At 50.4% G+C, this 20,610-nt stretch carries 20 protein-coding genes; 7 read left to right on the forward strand and 13 right to left on the reverse strand.

The genetic code is table 11. The annotated features are described in order from the left end of the window. The 11 genes from VFS25_RS07365 to VFS25_RS07415 form a co-directional block, all read right to left on the reverse strand. Positions 1 to 805: POTRA domain-containing protein (locus tag VFS25_RS07365; protein WP_326461480.1), on the reverse strand; the 805-nt coding region annotated here is incomplete at its 3' end. Between the two features lie 375 nt (positions 806 to 1,180). Beyond that, a complete protein-coding gene (locus tag VFS25_RS07370) occupies positions 1,181 to 1,837 on the reverse strand; it encodes a CBS domain-containing protein (RefSeq protein WP_326461481.1) in 657 nt (218 codons plus the stop codon). A 194-nt stretch (positions 1,838 to 2,031) separates the two neighbouring features. Beyond that, a complete protein-coding gene (locus tag VFS25_RS07375; RefSeq protein ID WP_326461482.1) occupies positions 2,032 to 2,796 on the reverse strand; it encodes an alpha/beta fold hydrolase in 765 nt (254 codons plus the stop codon). Between the two features lie 71 nt (positions 2,797 to 2,867). Then, positions 2,868 to 3,410: a CvpA family protein gene (locus VFS25_RS07380; RefSeq protein WP_326461483.1), complete on the reverse strand. Its 543-nt coding sequence runs from the start codon at positions 3,408 to 3,410 to the stop codon at positions 2,868 to 2,870. A gap of 79 nt (positions 3,411 to 3,489) precedes the next feature. Further along, positions 3,490 to 3,942, reverse strand: a complete 453-nt coding sequence (locus VFS25_RS07385) for a GatB/YqeY domain-containing protein (RefSeq protein ID WP_326461484.1) — start codon at positions 3,940 to 3,942, stop codon at positions 3,490 to 3,492. Between the two features lie 65 nt (positions 3,943 to 4,007). Next, on the reverse strand, positions 4,008 to 4,355 hold the full coding sequence (gene gldC, locus VFS25_RS07390) for a gliding motility protein GldC (protein WP_326461485.1): 348 nt from the start codon (positions 4,353 to 4,355) through the stop codon (positions 4,008 to 4,010). A 159-nt stretch (positions 4,356 to 4,514) separates the two neighbouring features. After that, positions 4,515 to 5,627, reverse strand: a complete 1,113-nt coding sequence (locus VFS25_RS07395; RefSeq protein ID WP_326461486.1) for a glycosyltransferase — start codon at positions 5,625 to 5,627, stop codon at positions 4,515 to 4,517. Positions 5,628 to 5,657: 30 nt separating this feature from the next. Further along, the gene (locus VFS25_RS07400; protein WP_326461487.1) at positions 5,658 to 6,092 is read right to left on the reverse strand and encodes a hypothetical protein; all 435 of its coding nucleotides are present in this window, start codon (positions 6,090 to 6,092) and stop codon (positions 5,658 to 5,660) included. Between the two features lie 67 nt (positions 6,093 to 6,159). Then, on the reverse strand, positions 6,160 to 7,308 hold the full coding sequence (locus VFS25_RS07405; protein WP_326461488.1) for an ABC transporter permease: 1,149 nt from the start codon (positions 7,306 to 7,308) through the stop codon (positions 6,160 to 6,162). A gap of 32 nt (positions 7,309 to 7,340) precedes the next feature. After that, complete coding sequence (locus VFS25_RS07410; protein WP_326461489.1) at positions 7,341 to 8,483, reverse strand: glycosyltransferase; 1,143 nt, start codon at positions 8,481 to 8,483, stop codon at positions 7,341 to 7,343. Positions 8,484 to 8,543: 60 nt separating this feature from the next. Beyond that, positions 8,544 to 9,344, reverse strand: a complete 801-nt coding sequence (locus tag VFS25_RS07415; RefSeq protein WP_326461490.1) for an alpha/beta hydrolase — start codon at positions 9,342 to 9,344, stop codon at positions 8,544 to 8,546. Positions 9,345 to 9,537: 193 nt separating this feature from the next. Here VFS25_RS07415 and VFS25_RS07420 point away from each other — a divergent pair, with 193 nt between their 5' ends. The 5 genes from VFS25_RS07420 (at position 9,538) to VFS25_RS07440 (ending at position 16,255) form a co-directional block, all read left to right on the forward strand. Further along, positions 9,538 to 11,331 (forward strand): acyl-CoA dehydrogenase family protein, encoded by a 1,794-nt coding sequence (locus tag VFS25_RS07420; RefSeq protein WP_326461491.1) that lies wholly within the window; start codon positions 9,538 to 9,540, stop codon positions 11,329 to 11,331. Positions 11,332 to 11,436: 105 nt separating this feature from the next. Further along, positions 11,437 to 13,182 carry an N-acetylmuramoyl-L-alanine amidase gene (locus tag VFS25_RS07425; RefSeq protein ID WP_326461492.1) on the forward strand — a complete coding sequence of 582 codons (1,746 nt, stop codon included), beginning with the start codon at positions 11,437 to 11,439 and terminating at the stop codon, positions 13,180 to 13,182. A gap of 308 nt (positions 13,183 to 13,490) precedes the next feature. Then, entirely contained in the window at positions 13,491 to 14,315 is an 825-nt protein-coding gene (locus VFS25_RS07430) for a 2OG-Fe(II) oxygenase (RefSeq protein ID WP_326461493.1), read from the forward strand. Between the two features lie 414 nt (positions 14,316 to 14,729). Next, complete coding sequence (locus VFS25_RS07435) at positions 14,730 to 15,074, forward strand: carboxymuconolactone decarboxylase family protein (protein WP_326461494.1); 345 nt, start codon at positions 14,730 to 14,732, stop codon at positions 15,072 to 15,074. Between the two features lie 146 nt (positions 15,075 to 15,220). After that, the gene (locus tag VFS25_RS07440; RefSeq protein WP_326461495.1) at positions 15,221 to 16,255 is read left to right on the forward strand and encodes a 2-oxoacid:ferredoxin oxidoreductase subunit beta; all 1,035 of its coding nucleotides are present in this window, start codon (positions 15,221 to 15,223) and stop codon (positions 16,253 to 16,255) included. Between the two features lie 158 nt (positions 16,256 to 16,413). On the opposite strand, the gene VFS25_RS07445 is transcribed toward VFS25_RS07440, so the two are convergent. Both VFS25_RS07445 and VFS25_RS07450 read right to left on the reverse strand, forming a co-directional pair. Beyond that, positions 16,414 to 17,052 (reverse strand): LysE family translocator, encoded by a 639-nt coding sequence (locus VFS25_RS07445; protein WP_326461496.1) that lies wholly within the window; start codon positions 17,050 to 17,052, stop codon positions 16,414 to 16,416. A gap of 83 nt (positions 17,053 to 17,135) precedes the next feature. Next, positions 17,136 to 18,680: a GH3 family domain-containing protein gene (locus VFS25_RS07450; RefSeq protein ID WP_326461497.1), complete on the reverse strand. Its 1,545-nt coding sequence runs from the start codon at positions 18,678 to 18,680 to the stop codon at positions 17,136 to 17,138. Positions 18,681 to 18,765: 85 nt separating this feature from the next. Between VFS25_RS07450 and VFS25_RS07455 the strand changes: the two genes are divergently transcribed. Together VFS25_RS07455 and thiL are read left to right on the forward strand one after the other, a co-directional pair. Further along, positions 18,766 to 19,536, forward strand: a complete 771-nt coding sequence (locus VFS25_RS07455; protein WP_326461498.1) for an inositol monophosphatase family protein — start codon at positions 18,766 to 18,768, stop codon at positions 19,534 to 19,536. A gap of 28 nt (positions 19,537 to 19,564) precedes the next feature. Further along, entirely contained in the window at positions 19,565 to 20,599 is a 1,035-nt protein-coding gene (gene thiL, locus VFS25_RS07460; protein ID WP_326461499.1) for a thiamine-phosphate kinase, read from the forward strand. Positions 20,600 to 20,610 lie beyond the last annotated feature (11 nt).

Here is a 20,610-nt window from a genome sequence, read left to right on the forward strand (position 1 = left end):
CCGGCCCTAAATAGCTGGGCGCATGCAGGGCTACGGAGTCGCTCACTTTTTCCATGTTATAGGTAAGCAGCACTTCATGGCGGGTATTAATGGCGCGGCGGTAAGCGTAGCTGAAGCCAAAGCTGAACACCTCCCGTAAAAACCGGTTATCATCCTGCCGGTAGAATTGCTGCTTATTCATACTGCTGCTGTCGTTCAGCTCGCGGTTACGGCTATAGGCAAAGGTGATACCCAGGCCGTTATGAAAGCTTTTATCGAAATACGGCAGGGCGTAAGTAAAAGCCAGCTGCTGGGTATAGCCTATCTGCACTACGCCATCCAGCCCGTCGTTACGGCCGGTAAGGTTGCTGTGTGAGCCTCTTACGCCAATGTTCACGCGATCCAGGCTTTTGCCCTGCTCTACCCACCACTGGTTAAAGTTACGGTCGGCCAGCTTAAAAATGGGAAAGGCCAGCAGGTACCAACGTTCCCACACTTCAAATACCAGGTCGGCGGAGTTGCCTTCCCAGTTTTTTACATTAGCAATTACGGTAAGGAAAAGGGTGGTGTTCATAAGCTGCCGGCGGCAGGCTTCGAGGGTTTTGGAAAGGTCTTTCAGGCGAATGGTATCGCCGGGCACTGTGCTTAGCTCGCGGACAATAAAAGGCGTTCGTGTTTTTTTATTACCGGAAATGATCACATTGCGCACCACCAGGTAGCTGGTATCTGTTACCACAGCCAGCGCCTGGGGAGCAGGCTGCTGCGCGCGGCAGGGCAATAGCAGGAACAGGCAGTATATGCCCAGCAGATAACAGAATTTGACCATGCAATGAAAACCAAGTAGCGGGCCGCAAGCTAGGGATTAATTACGAATTATCAATTACGATCCCACTAAATGGGACACGAATGCCGCTGAAAATAATGGCGGTTATGAGTAATTACGGAATTAAAAGCGCGCTGTTGCCGGTAGCCAGTAAGGCAGCTGCTATAAAATGTTGATGCAGCTATATTTTCTGCCCTCTATATTTTCAACCCGTATTTCAAACTTTCGTTGTATGTACGGTTTTGCAGGAACTACTGGAAATAACTGGCTAACCCGTAATTGAACAATGCTTATTGTAACGGCACCGTTCACATTACAGGCATTGCCATCAATTCGTAATTTGTAATTGAATAATCCGTAATTGCCTTTCAGCTTCGCCTACAGGCTAATGTAGTTCATGAAAAGGTCATAATTCTTCCGGAGGGTATCTTCTTCCTCCTCTGCCGTAATGCTGTATTTTACATAGTACTTAAACCGCTCAAAGGTAGCCAGCAGGGATTGCAGCTCCTGGCGGTTGGTTTTCAGCAGCACTTCAAGGCGGCCATTAGGAGTGGTAATCGTGTTTACGCTCAGCAGGGTTACATCGTTCGACTCTGCAATGCGGGCTATTTCACTAAGGCTGTAATCGCGGGGCTCCATTTCAAGCGATACAATACCGCCCGGCTCCTTTACGCCGTTATACTGGGCCAGCACAGCCAGCAGGTTATCCTTGGTAAGGATGCCTAAATATTCATTGTCTTTGCTGATCACCGGCAATGCGCACAGCTTGTAGTCGTAAAACACCTTCAGCGCTTCGTAAAAATGGGCGTGCTCGGATATGGCATGGCGGGGACCGTTATACTCCATGTTTTCCAGCAGCGTTTCAGGATCTTCCAGGTCCAGAATATCATCTTCCTCTACCATGGCCAGGTATTTATTTTCCAGCACCATCGGCAGCTGTGTTAAATGATATTCATTCATGAGGCGCAACGCCCTTGACCCTGGATCCATCGGATGCAGCACCGGAACTGTTGATATGAGATCTCTCGCCAGCATGATTAATAGATTTAACGTATGATCAATATAACAAAGAATATTCCAAGTTCCACCAATATACCTTACCGTTAGGTACGGTATGCATTACAAAGATACAGTTAATCACAGCGTGGAAACTACAGCAGCCCGGATAAATTACGAACGGTTAGATAACGGGTTGCAGACAATGATGGCCGGCCCGACCGGCGGCTTGCTTACTTTTTCAGCTTGTTCAGGAAGTTATGCAGGATGGTGTTAAATTCTCCCGGAACCTCCATCATCGGCGCATGACCACACTTATCAATAAAGTGCAGTTCCGAGTTCGGGATCAGCTTATGAAATTCCTCCCCTACCATGGGCGGCGTAATGGTATCGTTTTGGCCCCATACCAGCAGGGTGGGTATTTTAATATCGCGCAGCTCCTCTCCCAGGTTATGCCGGATGGCAGATTTCGCCAGCGCAATGACCTTGATAACTTTTAAACGGTTGCCCACAATTTCAAATACCTCATCTACCAGCTCTTTGGTGGCAATGGCGGGGTCGTAAAAGGTAAGCTCGGTTTTTTTGCGGATATACTCATAATCGCCCCGCTTGGGATAGGTTTCTCCCATACCGTTCTCAAACAGGCCCGAGCTGCCGGTTAACGTAAGGGAGCTTACAGGCGCATCCGGATGTTTCAGCAAATATACCAATGCCACATGTCCGCCCAGGGAATTGCCCAGCAGGTGTACATGCTGGTAGCCGCGCGCTTCAATAAATTTGTGTACAAACTTGGCCAGGCCGCTTACGGTTGTTTCAAGGATATTCAGGTCAAACAAAGGCAACATGGGGATCACTACTTTGTTGTACTGCCGGAAATGGTCCAGCAGATCTCTGAAATTACTTAACGCCCCAAACAGTCCATGCAGCAATACCAGTGGCTCCCCCTCTCCTTCCTCAATGTAATTAAACTTCCCCTGTGTTTTGATTTCGTAATCCATTGCCAAAGCTTGAAAGTCAATTTTGCGCTAAAATAATTCTTTTTATTAATTCAAATAATCTTTGAAGCGAGTTAGATAGCTTGCATTTCTTTGGCTGCATTATCAAAAAAAGACTGCAATCCAGCGAACATATCTTTGAAAACCGGTATTATTTTACCCATGCTATCTATTACGGCAGGGCCTACGGGTGCTATATAAGGATAGACTGCTGACTGCAGTTTGGTTTCCGGGCTTAGCCAATACAGCTGATTGGCTATCCACAATAGGATGCTGTAATTAATAGTAAAGATAATGATATACAATAAAATACCTCCGAGCCGGTTTATCCATCCCAGCAAAGCCAGCTCCACCAGCTTTTGCAGGGCGGTGGCTCCCAGGCGTACGAGCAAAATCACACCAAGAAACAGGCCAATGAAACAGATCACGGGCAGCCAGCGCCAGTGCACATGCCAATGCTGCTGCGCATACAGCGCGCTTACAGTGGTAAGCTTCAACGCTGCCGCCAGGCCAACAATAATGGCCACAAAAGAAAATACCGCTACTATTAACCCCCGTGAATACCCTTTGTAAACGGCTATAACGAGGATAATGGCGAAAAGAATATCAATTAACATAAACTTAATGGCGCTACCAGCTTTTAGCCGTGTGCTGGTTAATGGCTATAGGCTAAAGCTGGTAGCTGACAACTAATAACTATCTGCTTAGCATTTCCTTTACCAGGGCGGAAATAGCCTTACCGTCGGCCTGGCCTGCCAGCTGTTTGGTAGCAGCGCCCATTACCTTCCCCATATCGGCCGGTGAGGTGGCCCCTGTTTCTGCAATAATGCGGCTTACTGCTTCGCGTAAAGCGCTTTCATCCAGCTGCTTAGGTAAAAAACGCTCTATTACCGCCAGTTCTTCCTCTTCCTTCACCGCCAGGTCTTCCCGGTTTTGCTGCCGGAAGATCTCCAGGGAGTCTTTCCGCTGCTTGGCCAGCTTTTGCAGCATTTTGTTTTCATCGGCCTCTGTCAGCTCGCCGCTGCTGCCTTCGGCGGTTTTGGCTAAAAGGATGGCAGCCTTAATGGCCCGTAAAGCACGCAGCTCTGCTTCGCTTTTAGCCAGCATAGCGGCTTTGATAGCCGCGTTAATATTGTTTTCCAGTGACATACTTATGTTTTTAGAAGCGATGGGCCGTTTCCGGACAGCCCACTGCCTGGTTGCAATAGTAGTAATTACTTTTCCCCTGCCTTCAGCTTATCATCAAACTTTTTCAGGAAATCTTTGGCAAAATTGCGCAGGTCTTCCGCCTGGTCTTTATAGGGGGTGGCACGCGTCCAGGTATCGGCCATGGTCATCATGGTCTGGTAAAAGAAGTCGGCCATATCATCCATCATCATATCCTTGGTCCACAGGTCAATGCGCAGGGCGGTTGATTCTGCCGCATCCCAAAAAGCCACCATCATGGCTTTGGCTTTGTTCATACGGTCGGCAGTGGTATCAGAGGCGCTCCATTCTATTTTTTCCGGTACTTTTTGATCATCCAGCGCTACCTGTATCTGGATGGTAGATATTTTACCCATATTTTAGTGTTGTGCTTTTTTGCTTTTCAGACGGCAAAAATAGTGGATAATACGGGAATAGCTATATCGCACCTGTTTAACGGCAGTGCCATCAGCTCCATCCGGTTAACAACCTGCGGCCTTTCATCTGCACATCTGCATATCCGCACATCTGCACATCTACTGTAGTACTTCTTCCAGCGCTGCCGCGCTCTCATCCCAGGTGCCGGGCAGGGGCAGCTCCGCCATTTGCCGCAGCAGGCTGCTGCGCAGCACTTCATCTTTATACAGCTGGCTCAGTTTTTCGGCCAGGTCGCCCAGGTTGCCGGGATTTACATACAGCAGGGCATCTTTGCCGGCTTCGCGCGCAGCCGGACCATCAATGGCTATTACCGGCACCTGGCACTGCACGGCGGCATAAACCGGCAGGGCAACACCCTCCAGGCGGGAGGTGTAAACCATGCCGTAAGCGCCCGCCACCAGGTTGGCAAGGGAGGGCTGGTCCGGGTTGGGCAGCCAAACCACATCCTGCCGGAACTTATAGGTTTGCAGGCTGCCGGCTATCTCCTGGCCAGCAGGGGTAACACTGCCGGCCAGCACCAGCTTTATGTTGGAGCGCTGCCGGCGCTTGAGGGCTGAAAAGGCTTTAAGCAGGGGCATAATATTATTACGGGGGTCCAGCGCGCCGGTAACAATAAAATATTCCGTGCCGCCGGTGTACTGCTTTTTCACCGCTTCCCGCTTTTCCCAGTCAAGGGGGCGGTAGCTATTGTGCAGCCCGGGAGGTATTAGCTGCATTTTGCCGGCAGCGGCAGGTGCATAGTTCAGCAGGGGCTGCTGCAGGTGGGCGGCGGGTATGCCCACTTTTTCCGCGCGGGCAATATATTTTACGGTTTCTTTCCGGTAAAACTCCTGCCAGCGCCGGGGAATGCCGGCCACCGGCTGTAAAAAGGAAAGATCTTTCAGGAACAGGAAAGCCGGTACTTTGCTGCGCAGGGGCAGCAGGCCATCCATACCCAGGAACAGCTCTACACGGTGCTGTTTAAGGGCCCGGGGCAATTGCCATTGCAGCCACCACTGGCGCCGCCATACCGCGGGGCCTTTCAGCGGCACAACAACAGGCCTGGCATTACCGGGCAGGGAAAGCGCCGGTGGTACAGGGCGGTCAAAGAAAAAAAGGAAAGTATGTTCAGGGTGCCGGCGGCACATACAAAACAGCAGCTGCGTATAAAAGTCCCCTGTATCTGCGGGTGCATCCTGGCTCACACCAATTGCGCTTACTCCAATGGTCATGGGCGCAAAATTAATGTGAAAAAGGGCAAATTATTCGTCTGTCTTGTTGGTGATAAAGAACTCCTTCTTTACAATATTGTTCGGATTATCCAGGGAAGCAACCGTAATGGTCACCTTTACCGTTTTAATGGGCTCCAGCCCTTTCAGGTTAATGGTGGTGGATGCGGCTGTAACCGGGGAGGGTATGGAGTCCTGGGGAATAACCTGTCCGCCGTATTCAGTAACTGCGCTTATGGTAATGCTTACCCCTTTTGCGGGCAGTTCGGAGGTGATGTTCACCGTAAAGGAATAGGTAGCGCCCGGGGATGCGTTGTAAATACCTTCCGCCACGCCGTCCAATGTGGCTTTCAGCTGTTCTTCCTGGGGAGCGGGATCATCACCGGGTTTGGTTTTCTTTTTGCTGCAGGCCGTTACGGTAAGCATTAAAAAGGCCAGGCCGGCAATAAGATATGATTTGAAAGGCATAGCGGTTTCAATTGAAGGTTTTGCATAAAATTATATTATTTTATAATACCAAGCAAACATTCATATGTTAACCCCGAACGTCCATCGCATCCCGCAGGCCGTTGCCCAACAGGTTAAAGGCCAGCACCATAAGCATAATGGCTATACCCGGGGCCAGCGCCAGCAAGGGGTTATGGGTAATAATAAAATTGTAGTTCTCCTTGATCATCAGCCCCCAGGAAGGCTGGGGAGGCTGCACCCCCACACCCAGGAAGCTAAGCCCTGCCTCTATGATAATGGCTGTGGCAAAATTACCCGCTGCCACCACCATTACCGGTCCCATAATATTGGGTAAAATATGCTTCATAATAATACGTCCATGCCCATAGCCCAGCGCGCGCGCCGCTTCCACAAACTGCAGCTCGCGCAGGCTCATGACCTGCCCCCGTATAATACGGGCCACGCTTACCCACATGGTAAGCCCCACTGCTATAAACACCTGCCAGAAGCCTTTGCCCAGCGCCAGCGTAATGGCAAATACCAGCAGCAGCGTAGGTACAGACCATATTACGTTTATGAGCCACATCACCACATCATCCGTACGGCCACGGAAATACCCCGCCACAGCGCCCAATACCACGCCCACACTCAGGGAAATCAACACGGCTATGCAGCCTACCCCCAGGCTTACGCGGGTGCCTACCAGCAGGCGGCTCAGAATATCCCGCCCAAACCGGTCGGTGCCCAGCCAGTAAGTTTTGGTAACAATGCGCTGCCCGGCTACCTGCTGCTGCAGCACCGGCAAAGGCTGTTGCAGCGGCTGCATACGCCCGTACCATACTTTGGCCAGGCTGTAGCGCTCCGGCATGGTGGTTTCCTCATCTACATACTGCTGCACTGCAATATCATTGCCCCGGAACTGCCAGCTGCGTATAGGCACATACGTAAGCCCGCTCTCCTGCCCGTACAGCAGCCGGTGAAAAAAACCGGTACGGGCCGGCGCATGCTCTTTTCGGATGGCCAGCATGGTGATGCTGAAGCCGGGGTGCTGCCCGCTTATTTCCAGCACCATACGGTTGGCATATGGCGTTGGGTCCGGCGCAATAAAGTAAGCGGCAATGCTCACTATCACTGCCAGCACTATCAGGCATAGCCCGGCCATAGCGCCCTTGTTGCGCTGCAGGCGCTTCCAGGCCTGCCGGCTGAAAGATGAACGGATGTTAACAGCTGCGCACACCGCTTCTATTATTAATTCATAATTATTAATTCTTAATTAACCCGGCGGCCTTTCCACTGGTAAGAGCCAAACTTGCCCAGCCAGCCCGCAATTACAATATAAGGAATATGAAAAAACTGGCCGGGTATTACCCATCCCAGTAAAGTGGTTTTATGAAAGAAACGCGCCACCGGCACCATAAAATACAGCTCTACCGTTATTTTAAACAGCAGGCATACCAGGAACCAGCTGCGCCAGGCCGGGTAAAAAACAGCTGCGGGCCCCATGAACAGCAGGGCGGCATTCCATAAATATACGATGGCCAGCATCCAGGTCAGCCGTTTGTCGTCGTACTTGTCGGCCTTGGACGACCAGCGGATGCGCTGGTGCATAAATGCCCGCAAAGTATCTACCGGCAGCGTGCGCACAATGGCATCTTCATTTTTAAGATAGCCGATACCGTTAGGGTATTGCCTGTATATTTTATACATCAGCAGCATATCATCGCCGGAGGCAATGTTATCAATACCCGTAAACCCGCCCACCTCATAAAACACCGCCCTTTCATAAGCCAGGTTGGCGCCGTTGCACATGGTGCCTATTTTCAGCTGCGCCACCGAGCCGGTAATGCCCTGCATATTCATAAAATCCAGCGACTGCAGTACTTTGAAAAAGTTATGCTCCTGGTAAAAGCTCACCGGTGCTGCAATAAATTTAGGACGGCGGGTTTCATAAAACTGCACCAGGGTGCTGATCCAGCGCGGCCCCATAATACAATCCGCATCGGTGGTTACTATCAGCTGGCCGCCGGCCTGGCCAACCGCTATCTCAATGGCTTTTTTCTTGTAGGAGTTCAGGCGCTGCACCGCATCCAGGTGATCGCCCAGGCTTAGCAGGCGCACATTGGCGGCCGGGAAGCTGCGCACTACCTGCGCAGTATTATCTGTTGAAAAATCATCTATCACTATTACCTCCAGCAGCGCAGCAGGGTAGGTTTGCTGCTGTATGGCCCTTAGCAGCGGCGGCAGGTGCTGCTCCTCATCCCGCGCAGGAATAATAATGGTTACGCGGGTTTGGCCGCTTACCGGCTGCTGCGGCACAAAGGGCGGCAGCTGTTTCCAGCCCAGCCCATACCAGGTAAGCAGGAAACCGTAGCCAACGCCAAGCAAAAGAATGATGATGAGTATAATATGCATATATGTATCTGCTGCGAACAGCCGTCAAAAGTATAGCTTTCTGCCTAAAAATTGCGGTGGTTATATTTTTGAAAGAATGGTGCTTCCCAGCTCCGGTGATATAAGCTGGTGGCCTTTGTCCAGCACCAGTATTTCGCCGGGAAAAGTGCCGTTCACCAGCCGCTGTCCCAGCACGGCCGGAATAATGCGGTCAAATTTGCCGTATATCAGCAGCGTGGGAATGTTATACTGCGCCAGCAGCTGCCTGCATGCGCGCAGGTGGGGCAGCATACGGCGCATCACCGTCCATACCTGGTACACCTGCACCCGTTTATCCAGCTTGTTCATACTGTTATAAACAAATTTATACACGCTTTCGTTTACCCCTCCCAGTTTGTGCACAAACGATAATAATTTAAACAGCAGCGCGGGATGGTACGTTACATGTTTAAACAGCCGGTTGCCCAGCCAGGTGCGGGTTACAAACATATGCCAGGGATTATTGCGGATGCCGTCGGGCGCCAGCAGCAGCAGGTGCTGCAACCGCGCCGCCATGGGCGGCACCAGGCAAAGGCTTAGCCGCCCGCCCATGCTGTACCCCATTAATGAAAACCGCTCCTGCTGCTGTTGCTGCAACACCATCATGATCAATGCCTGCAGGTCGGCGGGGGTAAAGGCGCGCTTTTCATTCCACTCGGTTTTACCATGCAGGGGCATATCCAGCGCAACAATGGTAAAACGTGCGCCCATGGTTTTTACCAGCGGCACAAAATGCAGCGCGCTCTCGCCAAAGCCATGCAGGCAAATCAGCAGCTGCGGGCCCTGGCCCTCCTGTACGCCATGAAAACGGCTACCGGCATATGTTAAGTAAAAAGACGGCATGTTGTTATCCCGGCAATTTTAATCAACTTTTGCCATTTGCCCCAAACTAAGTAAATTACGATACACAGGATTTTTTGACAGGTAAGATGCTGGTTCAGGCTTTAAGATCATACTATCCTTCAACCGGCCTTCACATTCATCATCTTATTGCATACCTCCTGCTGCTTACATCATTTTAATCAAATACCTAGTTATGGATACTACAGTTGATAAAAAGGCCGCGCTCAAAGGAGCAGAGTTCCTGGTAAAAGAAAGCACTCCCTATGACGTATTTACCCCTGAAGATTTTAATGAAGAGCAACGCATGATCAAAGAAATGGCGGAGCAGTTTGTTGACAAGGAAGTAACGCCATTGCTGGACCGTTTGGATAAACTGGAAGAAGGGCTGATGCCCTCCCTGCTGGACAAAGCCGGCGAACAGGGCCTGCTGGGCGCCAGCTTCCCCGAAGCCTACGGCGGGCTGGGAAAAGATTTTGTGACCGCTACCATTATTAACGAAGCCCTGGGCTCCGGCCACTCTTTTTCCGTGGCCATGGCCGCACATACCGGTATTGGCTCTTTGCCCATCCTGTATTTTGGTACGGAAGAACAGAAGCAGAAATATGTGCCTAAGCTGGCCACCGGCGAAATGAAGGGCGCCTATGCCCTTACAGAGCCCAACTCGGGCTCTGATGCGCTGAGCGCCAAAACCACCGCCAAACTTTCCGATGATGGAAAATATTATTTGCTGAACGGGCAAAAATGCTGGATCACCAACTCCGGCTTTGCCGATGTATTTACCGTATTTGCTAAAATTGACGGCGACAAGTTCACCGGCTTTATCGTGGAGAAAGACACCCCGGGCTTTACCCTGGGCGCAGAAGAGCATAAAATGGGCATCAAAGGCTCCAGCACCCGGCAAATCTATTTCCAGGACGCCAAAGTACCTGTGGAAAATGTGCTGGGCGAAATAGGCAAAGGCCACCTCATAGCATTTAACATCCTGAACATAGGCCGCCTGAAGCTGTGTGCAGCTGCCCTGGGCGCCTGTAAAAAAACCATTACCAACGTGGTGCAGTATGCCAGCACGCGCGAGCAGTTTAAACAGCCCATTGCCAACTTTGGCGCTATTAAGCATAAGCTGGCGGAAATGGCCATCCGCACCTGGATGGCAGAGTCGTCCCTGTTCCGCACCGCGCAGCTTATTGAGCAGCAGGAGCAGGAGCTGCTGGCTGCCGGCAAACCGTTTAACGAAGCCGTGCTGGGCGCTGCGGAAGAATATGCCGTGGAATGCGCCATGCTGAAGGTGAACGGTTCCGAAGTGCTGGACTATGTGGTGGATGAAGGCGTACAGATACACGGCGGCAACGGCTTCAGCGATGAATACGTGATTTCCAAGGCTTACCGCGATGCGCGCATTAACCGCATTTTTGAAGGCACCAACGAAATTAACCGCCTGCTTACGCTTGACATGACCCTTAAACGCGCCATGAAAGGCAAGCTGGACCTGATGACGCCCGCCATGAACGTAATGAAGGAGCTGATGAGCATACCGGATTTTGGCAGCGACGATGAAACCCCTTTTGCCAAAGAAAAAAAGCTGGTCCTCAATCTTAAGAAAGCCATATTGCTGGTTGCCGGCGCAGCTGCGCAAAAGCTCATGGCCCGGCTGGAAAACGAGCAGGAGCTGCTGATGAATATTGCGGATATGGCCATTGAAACCTTTACCGCAGAAAGTGGCCTGCTGCGCCTTTTAAAGATAACCGACAAACAAGGCGAGCCTGCCGCCAGCCTGCAAACCGATATGGTGCGCACCTATCTGGCCGATGCCGCCGACCGCATTCACAAATACGGTAAGGACGCTATTAACAGCTTTGCCGAAGGCGATGACCAGCGCATGATGCTGTTAGGCCTTAAACGCTTTACCAAAACCGAACCCTTTAATACCAAAGATGCCCGCCGCAGAATTGCAGATAAACTGATTGCCGAAAACCGGTATATTTGGTGATATTTCAATGTGCAGCAAGCTAAAGCAGCCATGCAGCCGCCAACCTGTAAAGGCCTGTAACTGCATGGCTGCCCGCGGCATACCTGTACATTATCGATGGGGATCATGATTAAACGATTTTTGAAAGGGCTCGCGGTAATTATTTTATGTTGGGTGCAGCAGCCGGCCACTGCACAGCTTTTCCTTCACCTGAACCAGCCGGTACGGGAACAAAACAACGTAAGCAGCGCTACACAGTTTATTGCAGGCCGCACCTGTAATAGTTGCCATCTGTATATTAATAACGACAGCACCTATGTTTACCCCACCGGCGTTTTTGCCGTTAAAAAGATATTGACTGTTGGCAGAAATGCCTTTACCATTACCGCGGCAGACGCGCTCGGTAAAACCTATACCAAACAGGTAGTGTACTATTACCGCCCTTTGCCCCCGCCAGTTGCTACGCCTGTTTTCCGCATGGATTATTTTACCATTACCCCCCAGGGTAACCTGCAGCTGGTGGAAGGCGACACCCTGCGCATTAAAATGAAGGCTTTCCCGGGCTGTAAAGCCACCTGGATCAATAATACGCCCCTGCATGAGTTGCCGGCAGCCGCCGCCCAGGGAGTACCCGGCTTTTATGAAGGACAGTACGTTATAACCGCAGCAGATACCCTGCTGAACGGCCGCATAAAGGTTACGCTGCAAAACAGCAACGGCCAAACGCTGGTAAAGGAAAGCAGCAGCTATTACAGCTATATGCGCAATGAAGGGCTGTTCACCGGCAGCACGATTGATAACATGACCTACCTTACCTCCTCCCCGCATGGCGACCGGCTGGGACCTGAAAAACTAGGCTACCTGGACCAAGGCGTGATATTACAGATTGCCGGCCGCGAAGGGGATTATTATAAGGTAAGGCTGGCGGCGGGCCATACCGCCTATATACCGGAACCCCTGGTTGATACAGCCTCCCTGGCAGCGCCGTTGCCCATCAGCATTATCAGCCAGGCAAAGGTTTGGGCCGATGAAGATTACGATTATGTATCTATACCGCTGGCTGCCAGGCTGCCCTACATCTCTACCCAGGAGGTGCAGCCCGGTAAAATTATGGTAACTGTTTATGGCGCCTATGCCGAAGAAGGCCTGCAAACCCAGCTGGCCAGCACCCGTGAAATACAGCAGGTGGCCTGGCAGCAGCTGGAGCCTGAAGTGTTCCGCATGGTTATTAACCTGCGCCATGCCTTTCCCTGGGGGTACCAGGTGTATTATACCGGCGATACCCTTAACGTAAAGGTAAAGCGCACCCCGGCCAGCCTGCAGCTGAAAGACCTTACCATTGGGCTGGACGCCGGCCATGGCGGCAGCAACGTGGGCGCGCGCGGAAATACAGGCGCCTATGAAAAAGAGCTGAGCCTTTCTATAGCCCTGCTGGTGAAAGCGGCGCTGGAAAAAGAAGGCGCCACCGTAATAACCACCCGCGTGCGCGACCAGTTTGTAGCCAACGACGAACGCCTTTCCAGCTTCCGCCGCCTGAACCCCGACCTGCTGCTGAGCATTCACCTGAACGCTTCGGTAAACCCGGTAGATATTAAGGGCACGGCCACTTATTACAAACACCCGTTTTGCGAGCCCCTGGCGCGCTTTATTTATAACCGCATGCTGGAAACCGGCCTGTCGGGCTTTGGCTGCAACGGCAACTTTAATTTCATACTGAATAATCCAACGGAATTTCCGGATGCGCTGATAGAAACCCTTTTCCTCAGTAACCCGGAAGATGAGATGAAAGTGCTGGACCCGGCATTCCGCCAGCTGATGGCCGGTAAAATTGTGCAGGGCCTTAAAGATTACCTGCAGGCCGCAGGGCAATGATGGTTGCGGTATATACATGTTAACAAACGCTGCCCGCTTTGCTGCGCGGCTAGCCGTTATCATCAATTATCGTTCGCGGGGTTATGCTACTGTTGGGCTATTCCATCACGGAAACGCTTATATCATTCCGCCTTTCTTCTCCCCTGCTTTTCGTTCCACCTTTAAAACAGTATTACTGATCCTGGCGCAACCATTTCCTCTTACTTTTACATTTTACATCTTACATTCATCATTTTACATTCTTTTAGCCTCTTTTTACCCAACCTTTCCCTTACACCCTGCTGTCTATTGCTTGCAAAGAACTTCTTATGCCCTTTTATGACCTGGAAACGGCTAAGCTGCAGGCGCTGGCCAAAAACAATCGTGATAAATACGTTACCGCTGCCCCTTTCCCGCACATTTATTTTGACAATGTATTCCCGGAAGAAGTGCTGAACACCGTACTGGAAGAATTTCCCGGCACAGCGCAGATTAACTGGCAACGGTATAACAACCGGCAGGAATTAAAGCTGGCCTCCCGCAATGAAATGGAATACGGTTCTTTTACCCGGCACTTCATCCATACCCTTAACTCCCGGCCTTTTTTGGATTTCCTGGAAAACCTGACCGGCATCCGCAACCTTATCCCCGACCCGGCCCTGGAAGGCGGCGGCCTGCACCAGATACTGCGCGGCGGCCTTTTGAAAATACATGCCGACTTCAATAAACATCCCGCCACGGGGCTGGACAGGCGCCTGAATGTATTGATTTATCTCAATAAAGACTGGGAAGAGGAGTACGGTGGCCATTTTGAGCTATGGGACCGGAACATGGAGCAGGCGCAGGTGAAAATATTACCCCTGTTTAACCGCATGGCCATTTTTTCCACCACCTCTTTTTCGTACCACGGCCACCCCGATCCGCTGAATTGCCCCGAAAACAGGTCCCGCAAATCCATTGCCCTGTATTACTATACCAATGGCCGCCCCGCAGAAGAGGTAGACCCTTCCCTTGGTTACCACAGCACCTTGTTCAGGATCAGGAAGGATAAGCTGGAAGATACCAAGGCGGATGTTAAAAAGGTGCTCCGCGACCTGGTGCCGCCGCTGTTCATAAAAGCCTATGTTAAGCTAAAGCCCAGGCACCGGGGATAACCACTTTTTTCCCTGCGCTACTGCGGTGCAACTGCGGAAAAACGGGGTTTTTCCTAGGGAGCTATTGCTGCGCCATTGCTGCGCAACTACTCCCCCCTGCATAAACCCCTACATCTTTTCCCACATCTGTCACATGCATATCCATATACCCATATTCACCCGCTCCATCCCAAACCTTCCACATCCGCGCAGCCCCCTACGGGCACATCTATCCGCCTCCATCCGCACATCTGCATACCCGCACATCTGCACATTTGCATTGCACATTTGCATCTGGTCATTTACTTCATAATCATAAGTTATAGCTAATAACCTTTTATTATGGCCTATCTCCCGGCAAATAGTCCACCAATGAGGTAGATTATTTATATTTGCAAATCCTTTCATAGCTTTAGCGGTGAAATAGAAAAACGTATGGCAGATCAGATCCAAGAATTTAATGACTACCGGGCCAGGATGAATGAGGTGATACTGGGCAAGCAGAACAAGGTAATTAACCGCCTGTTTAACCTTGATACCAATACGTATGCGGCAGGAGCGCTGAGCACTAAAGTAAAGGAAATGCTGGGCCTTGTATCGTCGATGGTGCTGCGCTGCGACGATTGCATTAAGTACCACCTGGGAAAATGCCATGAGCAGGGCGTAACTACGGAGGAAATGTATGAGATATTTGCCGTAGCCAATATTGTAGGCGGCACTATTGTAATACCCCATACCCGCCGTGCAGCAGAATACTGGGACCTTTTAATGAATAATTAAGAATGAAGAATTAATAATAAAGGCGTTTGCTGGATATTCGCGTCAGGTATTAATTATTCATTATTAACCATTAATTAAATCCGCAGCAGGTATTAATTATTAATTATTCATTCTTAATTAACTTTGCAGACTTTTAATATATAACAATGTCAACAGCCACTATCGCCCCGCAGGCGCTTACCGCCAAGGATTTTGCAACGGACCAGGAAGTACGCTGGTGCCCGGGTTGCGGGGACTATTCCATATTAAAGCAGGTACAAACCATTATGCCGGGGTTAGGCATACCCCGTGAAAATATAGTGATCATTTCCGGTATCGGGTGCTCATCCCGTTTCCCGTATTATATGAACACCTACGGTATGCACTCGATCCATGGCCGCGCCACGGCTATTGCCTCCGGCTTAAAGGCCAGCCGCCCTGAGCTGAGCATATGGGTAGTAACCGGCGACGGGGACGGCCTTTCCATAGGCGGTAACCACACCATTCACCTGCTGCGCCGTAATTTTGACCTGAACGTTATGCTGTTCAATAACCAGATTTACGGGCTTACCAAAGGCCAGTACTCTCCTACCTCCGAACAGAATAAGGTTACAAAATCAACTCCCTATGGCAGTATCGACCATCCGTTTAATCCCCTGGCCCTGGCCCTGGGTGCGGATGCTACCTTTATTGCCCGCAGCATGGACCGCGATCCCAAGCACCTGCAGGAAATGCTGAAGCGCAGCCATGCCCACAAAGGCGCCTCTTTCCTGGAAATTTACCAGAACTGTAACATTTTTAACGACGGCGCTTTTGAGATCTTTACTGAAAAAGGCTCCAAAGCCACAGAAACAGTGTTCCTGGAACAGGGCCAGCCCCTGGTGTTTGGTGCGCAAAAAGATAAAGGCATCCGCCTGGATGGGTTAAAACCCGTGGTAGTAACCCTGGGTGCGGAGTACGGCGCTGATGACCTGTGGGTTCATGACGAACGGGATTTCTATAAAGCGCAGCTGTTAACGCGCATATTTGACGATCCCCGTATTGAAGGCCACCTGCCCCGCCCCTTTGGCGTATTTTACCAGCACAGCCGCCCTACTTACGAAGAAACAATGGCCTACCAGATCGAAGAGGCTATTGCCAAAAGAGGCCCCGGCGACCTGGATAAGCTGCTGGCCGGCAACGAAACCTGGACGATAAGATAAACGATGTGCAGATGCACAAATATGCAGATGTGCAGATGATTATAACGGCGAAGTAATTTTATAAAATGAAAAGAGCAAATGGTAACCATTTGCTCTTTTTTATTGGAATAAATTCAATCCATCTGCACATCTGCATATTTGTGCATCCGCACATCGTTTCAGTGTCCAAGCCCGGCTGCATCAAACAGCACCTTGTACAGCAGCACCATTCCAAACACTACCATGCTGGCGCCGGCTATCTTGTTCAATATCACTACATTATTCAGGGTTAGCTTATGCCGGATCTTATTGCTCACAAATACTTTAAAAATATCGGTAGACAGTACAAAGCCCAGGCATAGCGTAAACATAATAAGCCGGTGCATTACCGATGTGGCGCTGTTGGCCACGCATACCCCTAACCAGAAAATAATAACACCCGGGTTCAGCGTATTCATCAGGAAGCCCGTTAGCCATATCTTTAAATAATCGTGCGTACGGAACATTTCCGGTTTCTCCTCCCCGGTGCTGAGCCGTGTTTTTTTGAAAAGCAGCCCGTATACGCCCAGGCCTACCAGCAGAATGCCGCCCACAATGCCAATGCTGCGCTTGTAGTCCTCCAGCCCCTCAATAAAAGAGGTAGCCAGGTTCCCCGTCAGCACAAACAATATATCGCTGAAAGATACGCCCAGCACAAAGCTGATGCCTGCCTTAAAACCATTGTTAATACTGTACTTGATAATGGCAAATATTACCGGCCCCACCGATAACGATAAAAATAAGCCCAATCCCAAGCCTTGCACAATTGCTGCTATCATGTAATAAAAAAAGGGTAACTAAATTGCTAAAGTTACCCATCTTTTTTCAAAAGGTTAATATACATAATCAATTGTCCTACACCTTACTTTCCGTTAGCCACTGCTTTTGTTTCCAGGAAACGTTCCCAGTCTTTTGCCTTTTCTCCCTTCATTACCCGGGGGAATTTGTTCATAGCCCCTTCCTTGCCCTTGCAGCGCAGGTAGTCGATAAACACCTCATTCGGCAGTATTTCTACAAATACCTCTTTTAAGGCAGAGGTTCTTTCCACGGCATAGTCGTCGTTTACCTCACTCAGCGTTTTATCAATAATATCCCGCACTTTTTGGCTATCCACATTCGGATCGTCTGTACCAATGTACCAGCGGTGTGCAAACAGGTTCTCATACGGGAAGCCTGCAATGGTAAATTCCTTTACCGTAATGCCCAGCTTTTTCTGTACCGTATCAATGGCCTTGTTCATGTTATCAATGCTCATATGCTCGCCGCACAGGCTCAGGAACTGTTTGGTACGGCCTACGATCACTATTTCATGCTCTTTCACAGAGGTAAACTTTACCACATCCCCTATCAGGTAGCGCCAGGCGCCCGCGCACGTGCTCAGCATTACGGCATACTCCACATCCTCCACCACTTCGTGGATCATGTAGGATTTTGGATTGGGTTTTACCTCTCCGTCTGCATCAAAATTTTCTTCGTTAAACGGTATAAACTCAAAGAAAATGCCGGCGTTCAGCACCAGCTTAATACCCTTGGTGCCCGGCCGGGCCTGGAAACCAAAAGAGCCTTCGGACGCCATGTATGTTTCTATGAACGTAATGGGCTTGCCCAGCAGCTTCTGGAAACTGTCGCGATAAGGCTCAAATGAAACGCCCCCGTGTATATAAATGGCCAGGTTGGGCCATATTTCATGAATGTTTTTAACGCCGTGGTATTTAATGATCTCCTCCAGCACTATCTGCACCCAGGCAGGTACCCCGCATACGGTGCCTACATCCCACTGCCGCGCTTTGCGCACAATCAGCTTTATACGCTGCTCCCAGTTGGGCTTTTTGGAAATGCGGCCGCCCGGTTTGTAAAAGCGGCGGAACCAGCGGGGAATGTTTTTAGCCTGTATACCGCTCATATCGCCTTCATAATAATCGCCCCGCTCATACAGGGAGGTGGTGCCTCCCAGCATCAGGATGCCTTTTTCAAAGGATTTGGGCGGTATATCAAAGTTAGCCATGGAGTATAGCTGCTTTACCCCTACTTTTTTAACGGTGCGCAGCATGTCGCGGGTAACAGGTATATGTTTGCTGGCAGACTCGGAAGTGCCGGAACTAAGGGCGAAGTACTTTATCTTTTCGGGCCAGCTCACATTGTCTTCCCCCTCCAGGCATTTGTACCACCACTCCGCATTCATTTTGTTGTAGTTATGCACCGGCACACGGGCCCGGTATTGTGCCATAAAGTTCGGACTATCTAATATTTCCTGGAACTTGTAATGGCGGCCAAACTGCGTATTTTTTGCCTTCTCCAGCAACCTATGCAGTACCTGGAGCTGGTATTGGCGGGGAGTTCCTAACTTAACTGTGAACTTCTTACGGATGCGCAGTGACCTGGATATAAGATTACCGATGATGGCCATTAATTTTCCTTCACATTATTTGAAATGCAAAAATACAGTAATTAGTTATAAGTGGTTAGTAGGGGTAAATTCCTACCTTTGCGGCATGTTAAAAGCCACTTTGATCAAAGCTACACAAGCCGGAGGAAAAATCTTACAGGAATATTTTAACGGCACTTTCCAGGTAGACAGTAAAAGCACTGTCAACGACCTGGTAACAGAAGCCGATAAAAAAGCGGAAACCGCCATACTGAATGTTATACGCGAAACTTTCCCGGACCACTACATTCTCAGCGAAGAAGCCGGGGAGCTGAGCACTGCCTCTACCACCAAGTGGATCATAGATCCGCTGGACGGCACTGTGAACTTTGCCCACGGCATACCCCTGTGCTGTGTATCAATAGGCGTGGAGCAGGATGGTGAAATGATCATGGGCGCCGTGTACAACCCGTTCATGAACGAGTTTTTCTTCGCGGAAAAAGGAAAGGGCGCTACCCTGAACGACAAGCCCATACAGGTATCTGCCAAAACAGACCTGGCCAAGGCCTGCCTGGTAACCGGTTTCCCTTACACCTGGGAAGAGCAGGAAAATGATCCTGTAACCGTGTTTGGCCGCTTTATTAAACAGGGGCTGCCCCTGCGCCGCCTGGGCTCCGCTGCTATTGACCTTTGCTGGGTAGCCTGCGGCCGTTTTGATGGCTTTTACGAGCACAAGCTGAATGCATGGGACTCTGCCGCCGGTTTTATTATTGTGGAAGAAGCAGGCGGTAAGGTTACTGATTTTAAAGGGGACTATTTCTCTCCCCACCAGAAAAAAATTGTTGCCACCAACGGCAAAATCCATGATCAGCTGCTGCAGGCAATCAACAAGGCATAATTTCCAGGGCAATAAATCATAAATCAGCATGAGTGAAGAACGGACCGAGATCAGCTCCCTGGGGGAGTTTGGCCTCATCGACTTTTTAACCCGTAACATAGAGATACAGCAGGCCAGCACCGTGCTGGGCGTAGGCGACGATGCGGCAGTAATTGACCATTTTGGCAAGCAAACGGTTATCACCACCGATATGCTGGTGGAAGGCATTCACTTTGATCTCATGTATACCCCCCTGAAGCACCTGGGCTATAAATCCGTTGTGGTGAACCTGTCGGATATATACGCCATGAACGCCACCCCTACCCACATTACCCTTAGCATTGCCTTCAGCAACCGCTTTTCGGTAGAAGCCCTGAACGAGTTTTATGAAGGCGTGTATGCCGCCTGTGAAAAATACGGGGTAGACCTTATTGGCGGAGATACCTCCTCTTCCCAGAAAGGCTTTGTAATTAGCGTAACCGCCATCGGAGAGGTAACACCCGACCAGTTCGTAAAGCGCTCCACCGCCCAAAAAGGCGACCTGCTTTGCGTTTCCGGCGACCTGGGCGCGGCTTTCCTGGGCCTTACCCTGCTGGAGCGGGAAAAAAGGATTTTCCAGGAGAACCCGCAGTTGCAGCCCGATCTGGAAAACCAAACCTATACCATTGGCCGGCAGCTGAAACCCGAAGCCCGTAAAGATATTGTTGAATACCTGGAAGCGCAGGATGTAAAGCCCACCGCCATGATGGACATCAGCGACGGCCTTAGCTCCGAAACCCTGCACATTTGTAAGCAAAGTAACCTGGGCTGCGTGGTGTACGAAGAAAAAATACCTATTGCAGACCAAAGCAGGCAGCAGGCCCTCAAATTCGGCCTGGACCCCACTGCGTGTGCGCTCAGCGGCGGGGAAGACTACGAGCTGCTGTTCACCATTAAGCAGGAAGATTATGACAAGCTGGTGCTGTCAGAACAGATCAGCGTTATTGGCTACATGACGGACATTAGCGAAGGAGCGCACATTATTACAAAAGGCGGCAATAAGTATAAGTTGGTAGCCCAGGGCTGGAATGCGTTTGAACAGTAACCGCCCACCCA

This window comes from Chitinophaga sp., assembly GCF_035761305.1.
Lineage (GTDB): Bacteria > Bacteroidota > Bacteroidia > Chitinophagales > Chitinophagaceae > Chitinophaga.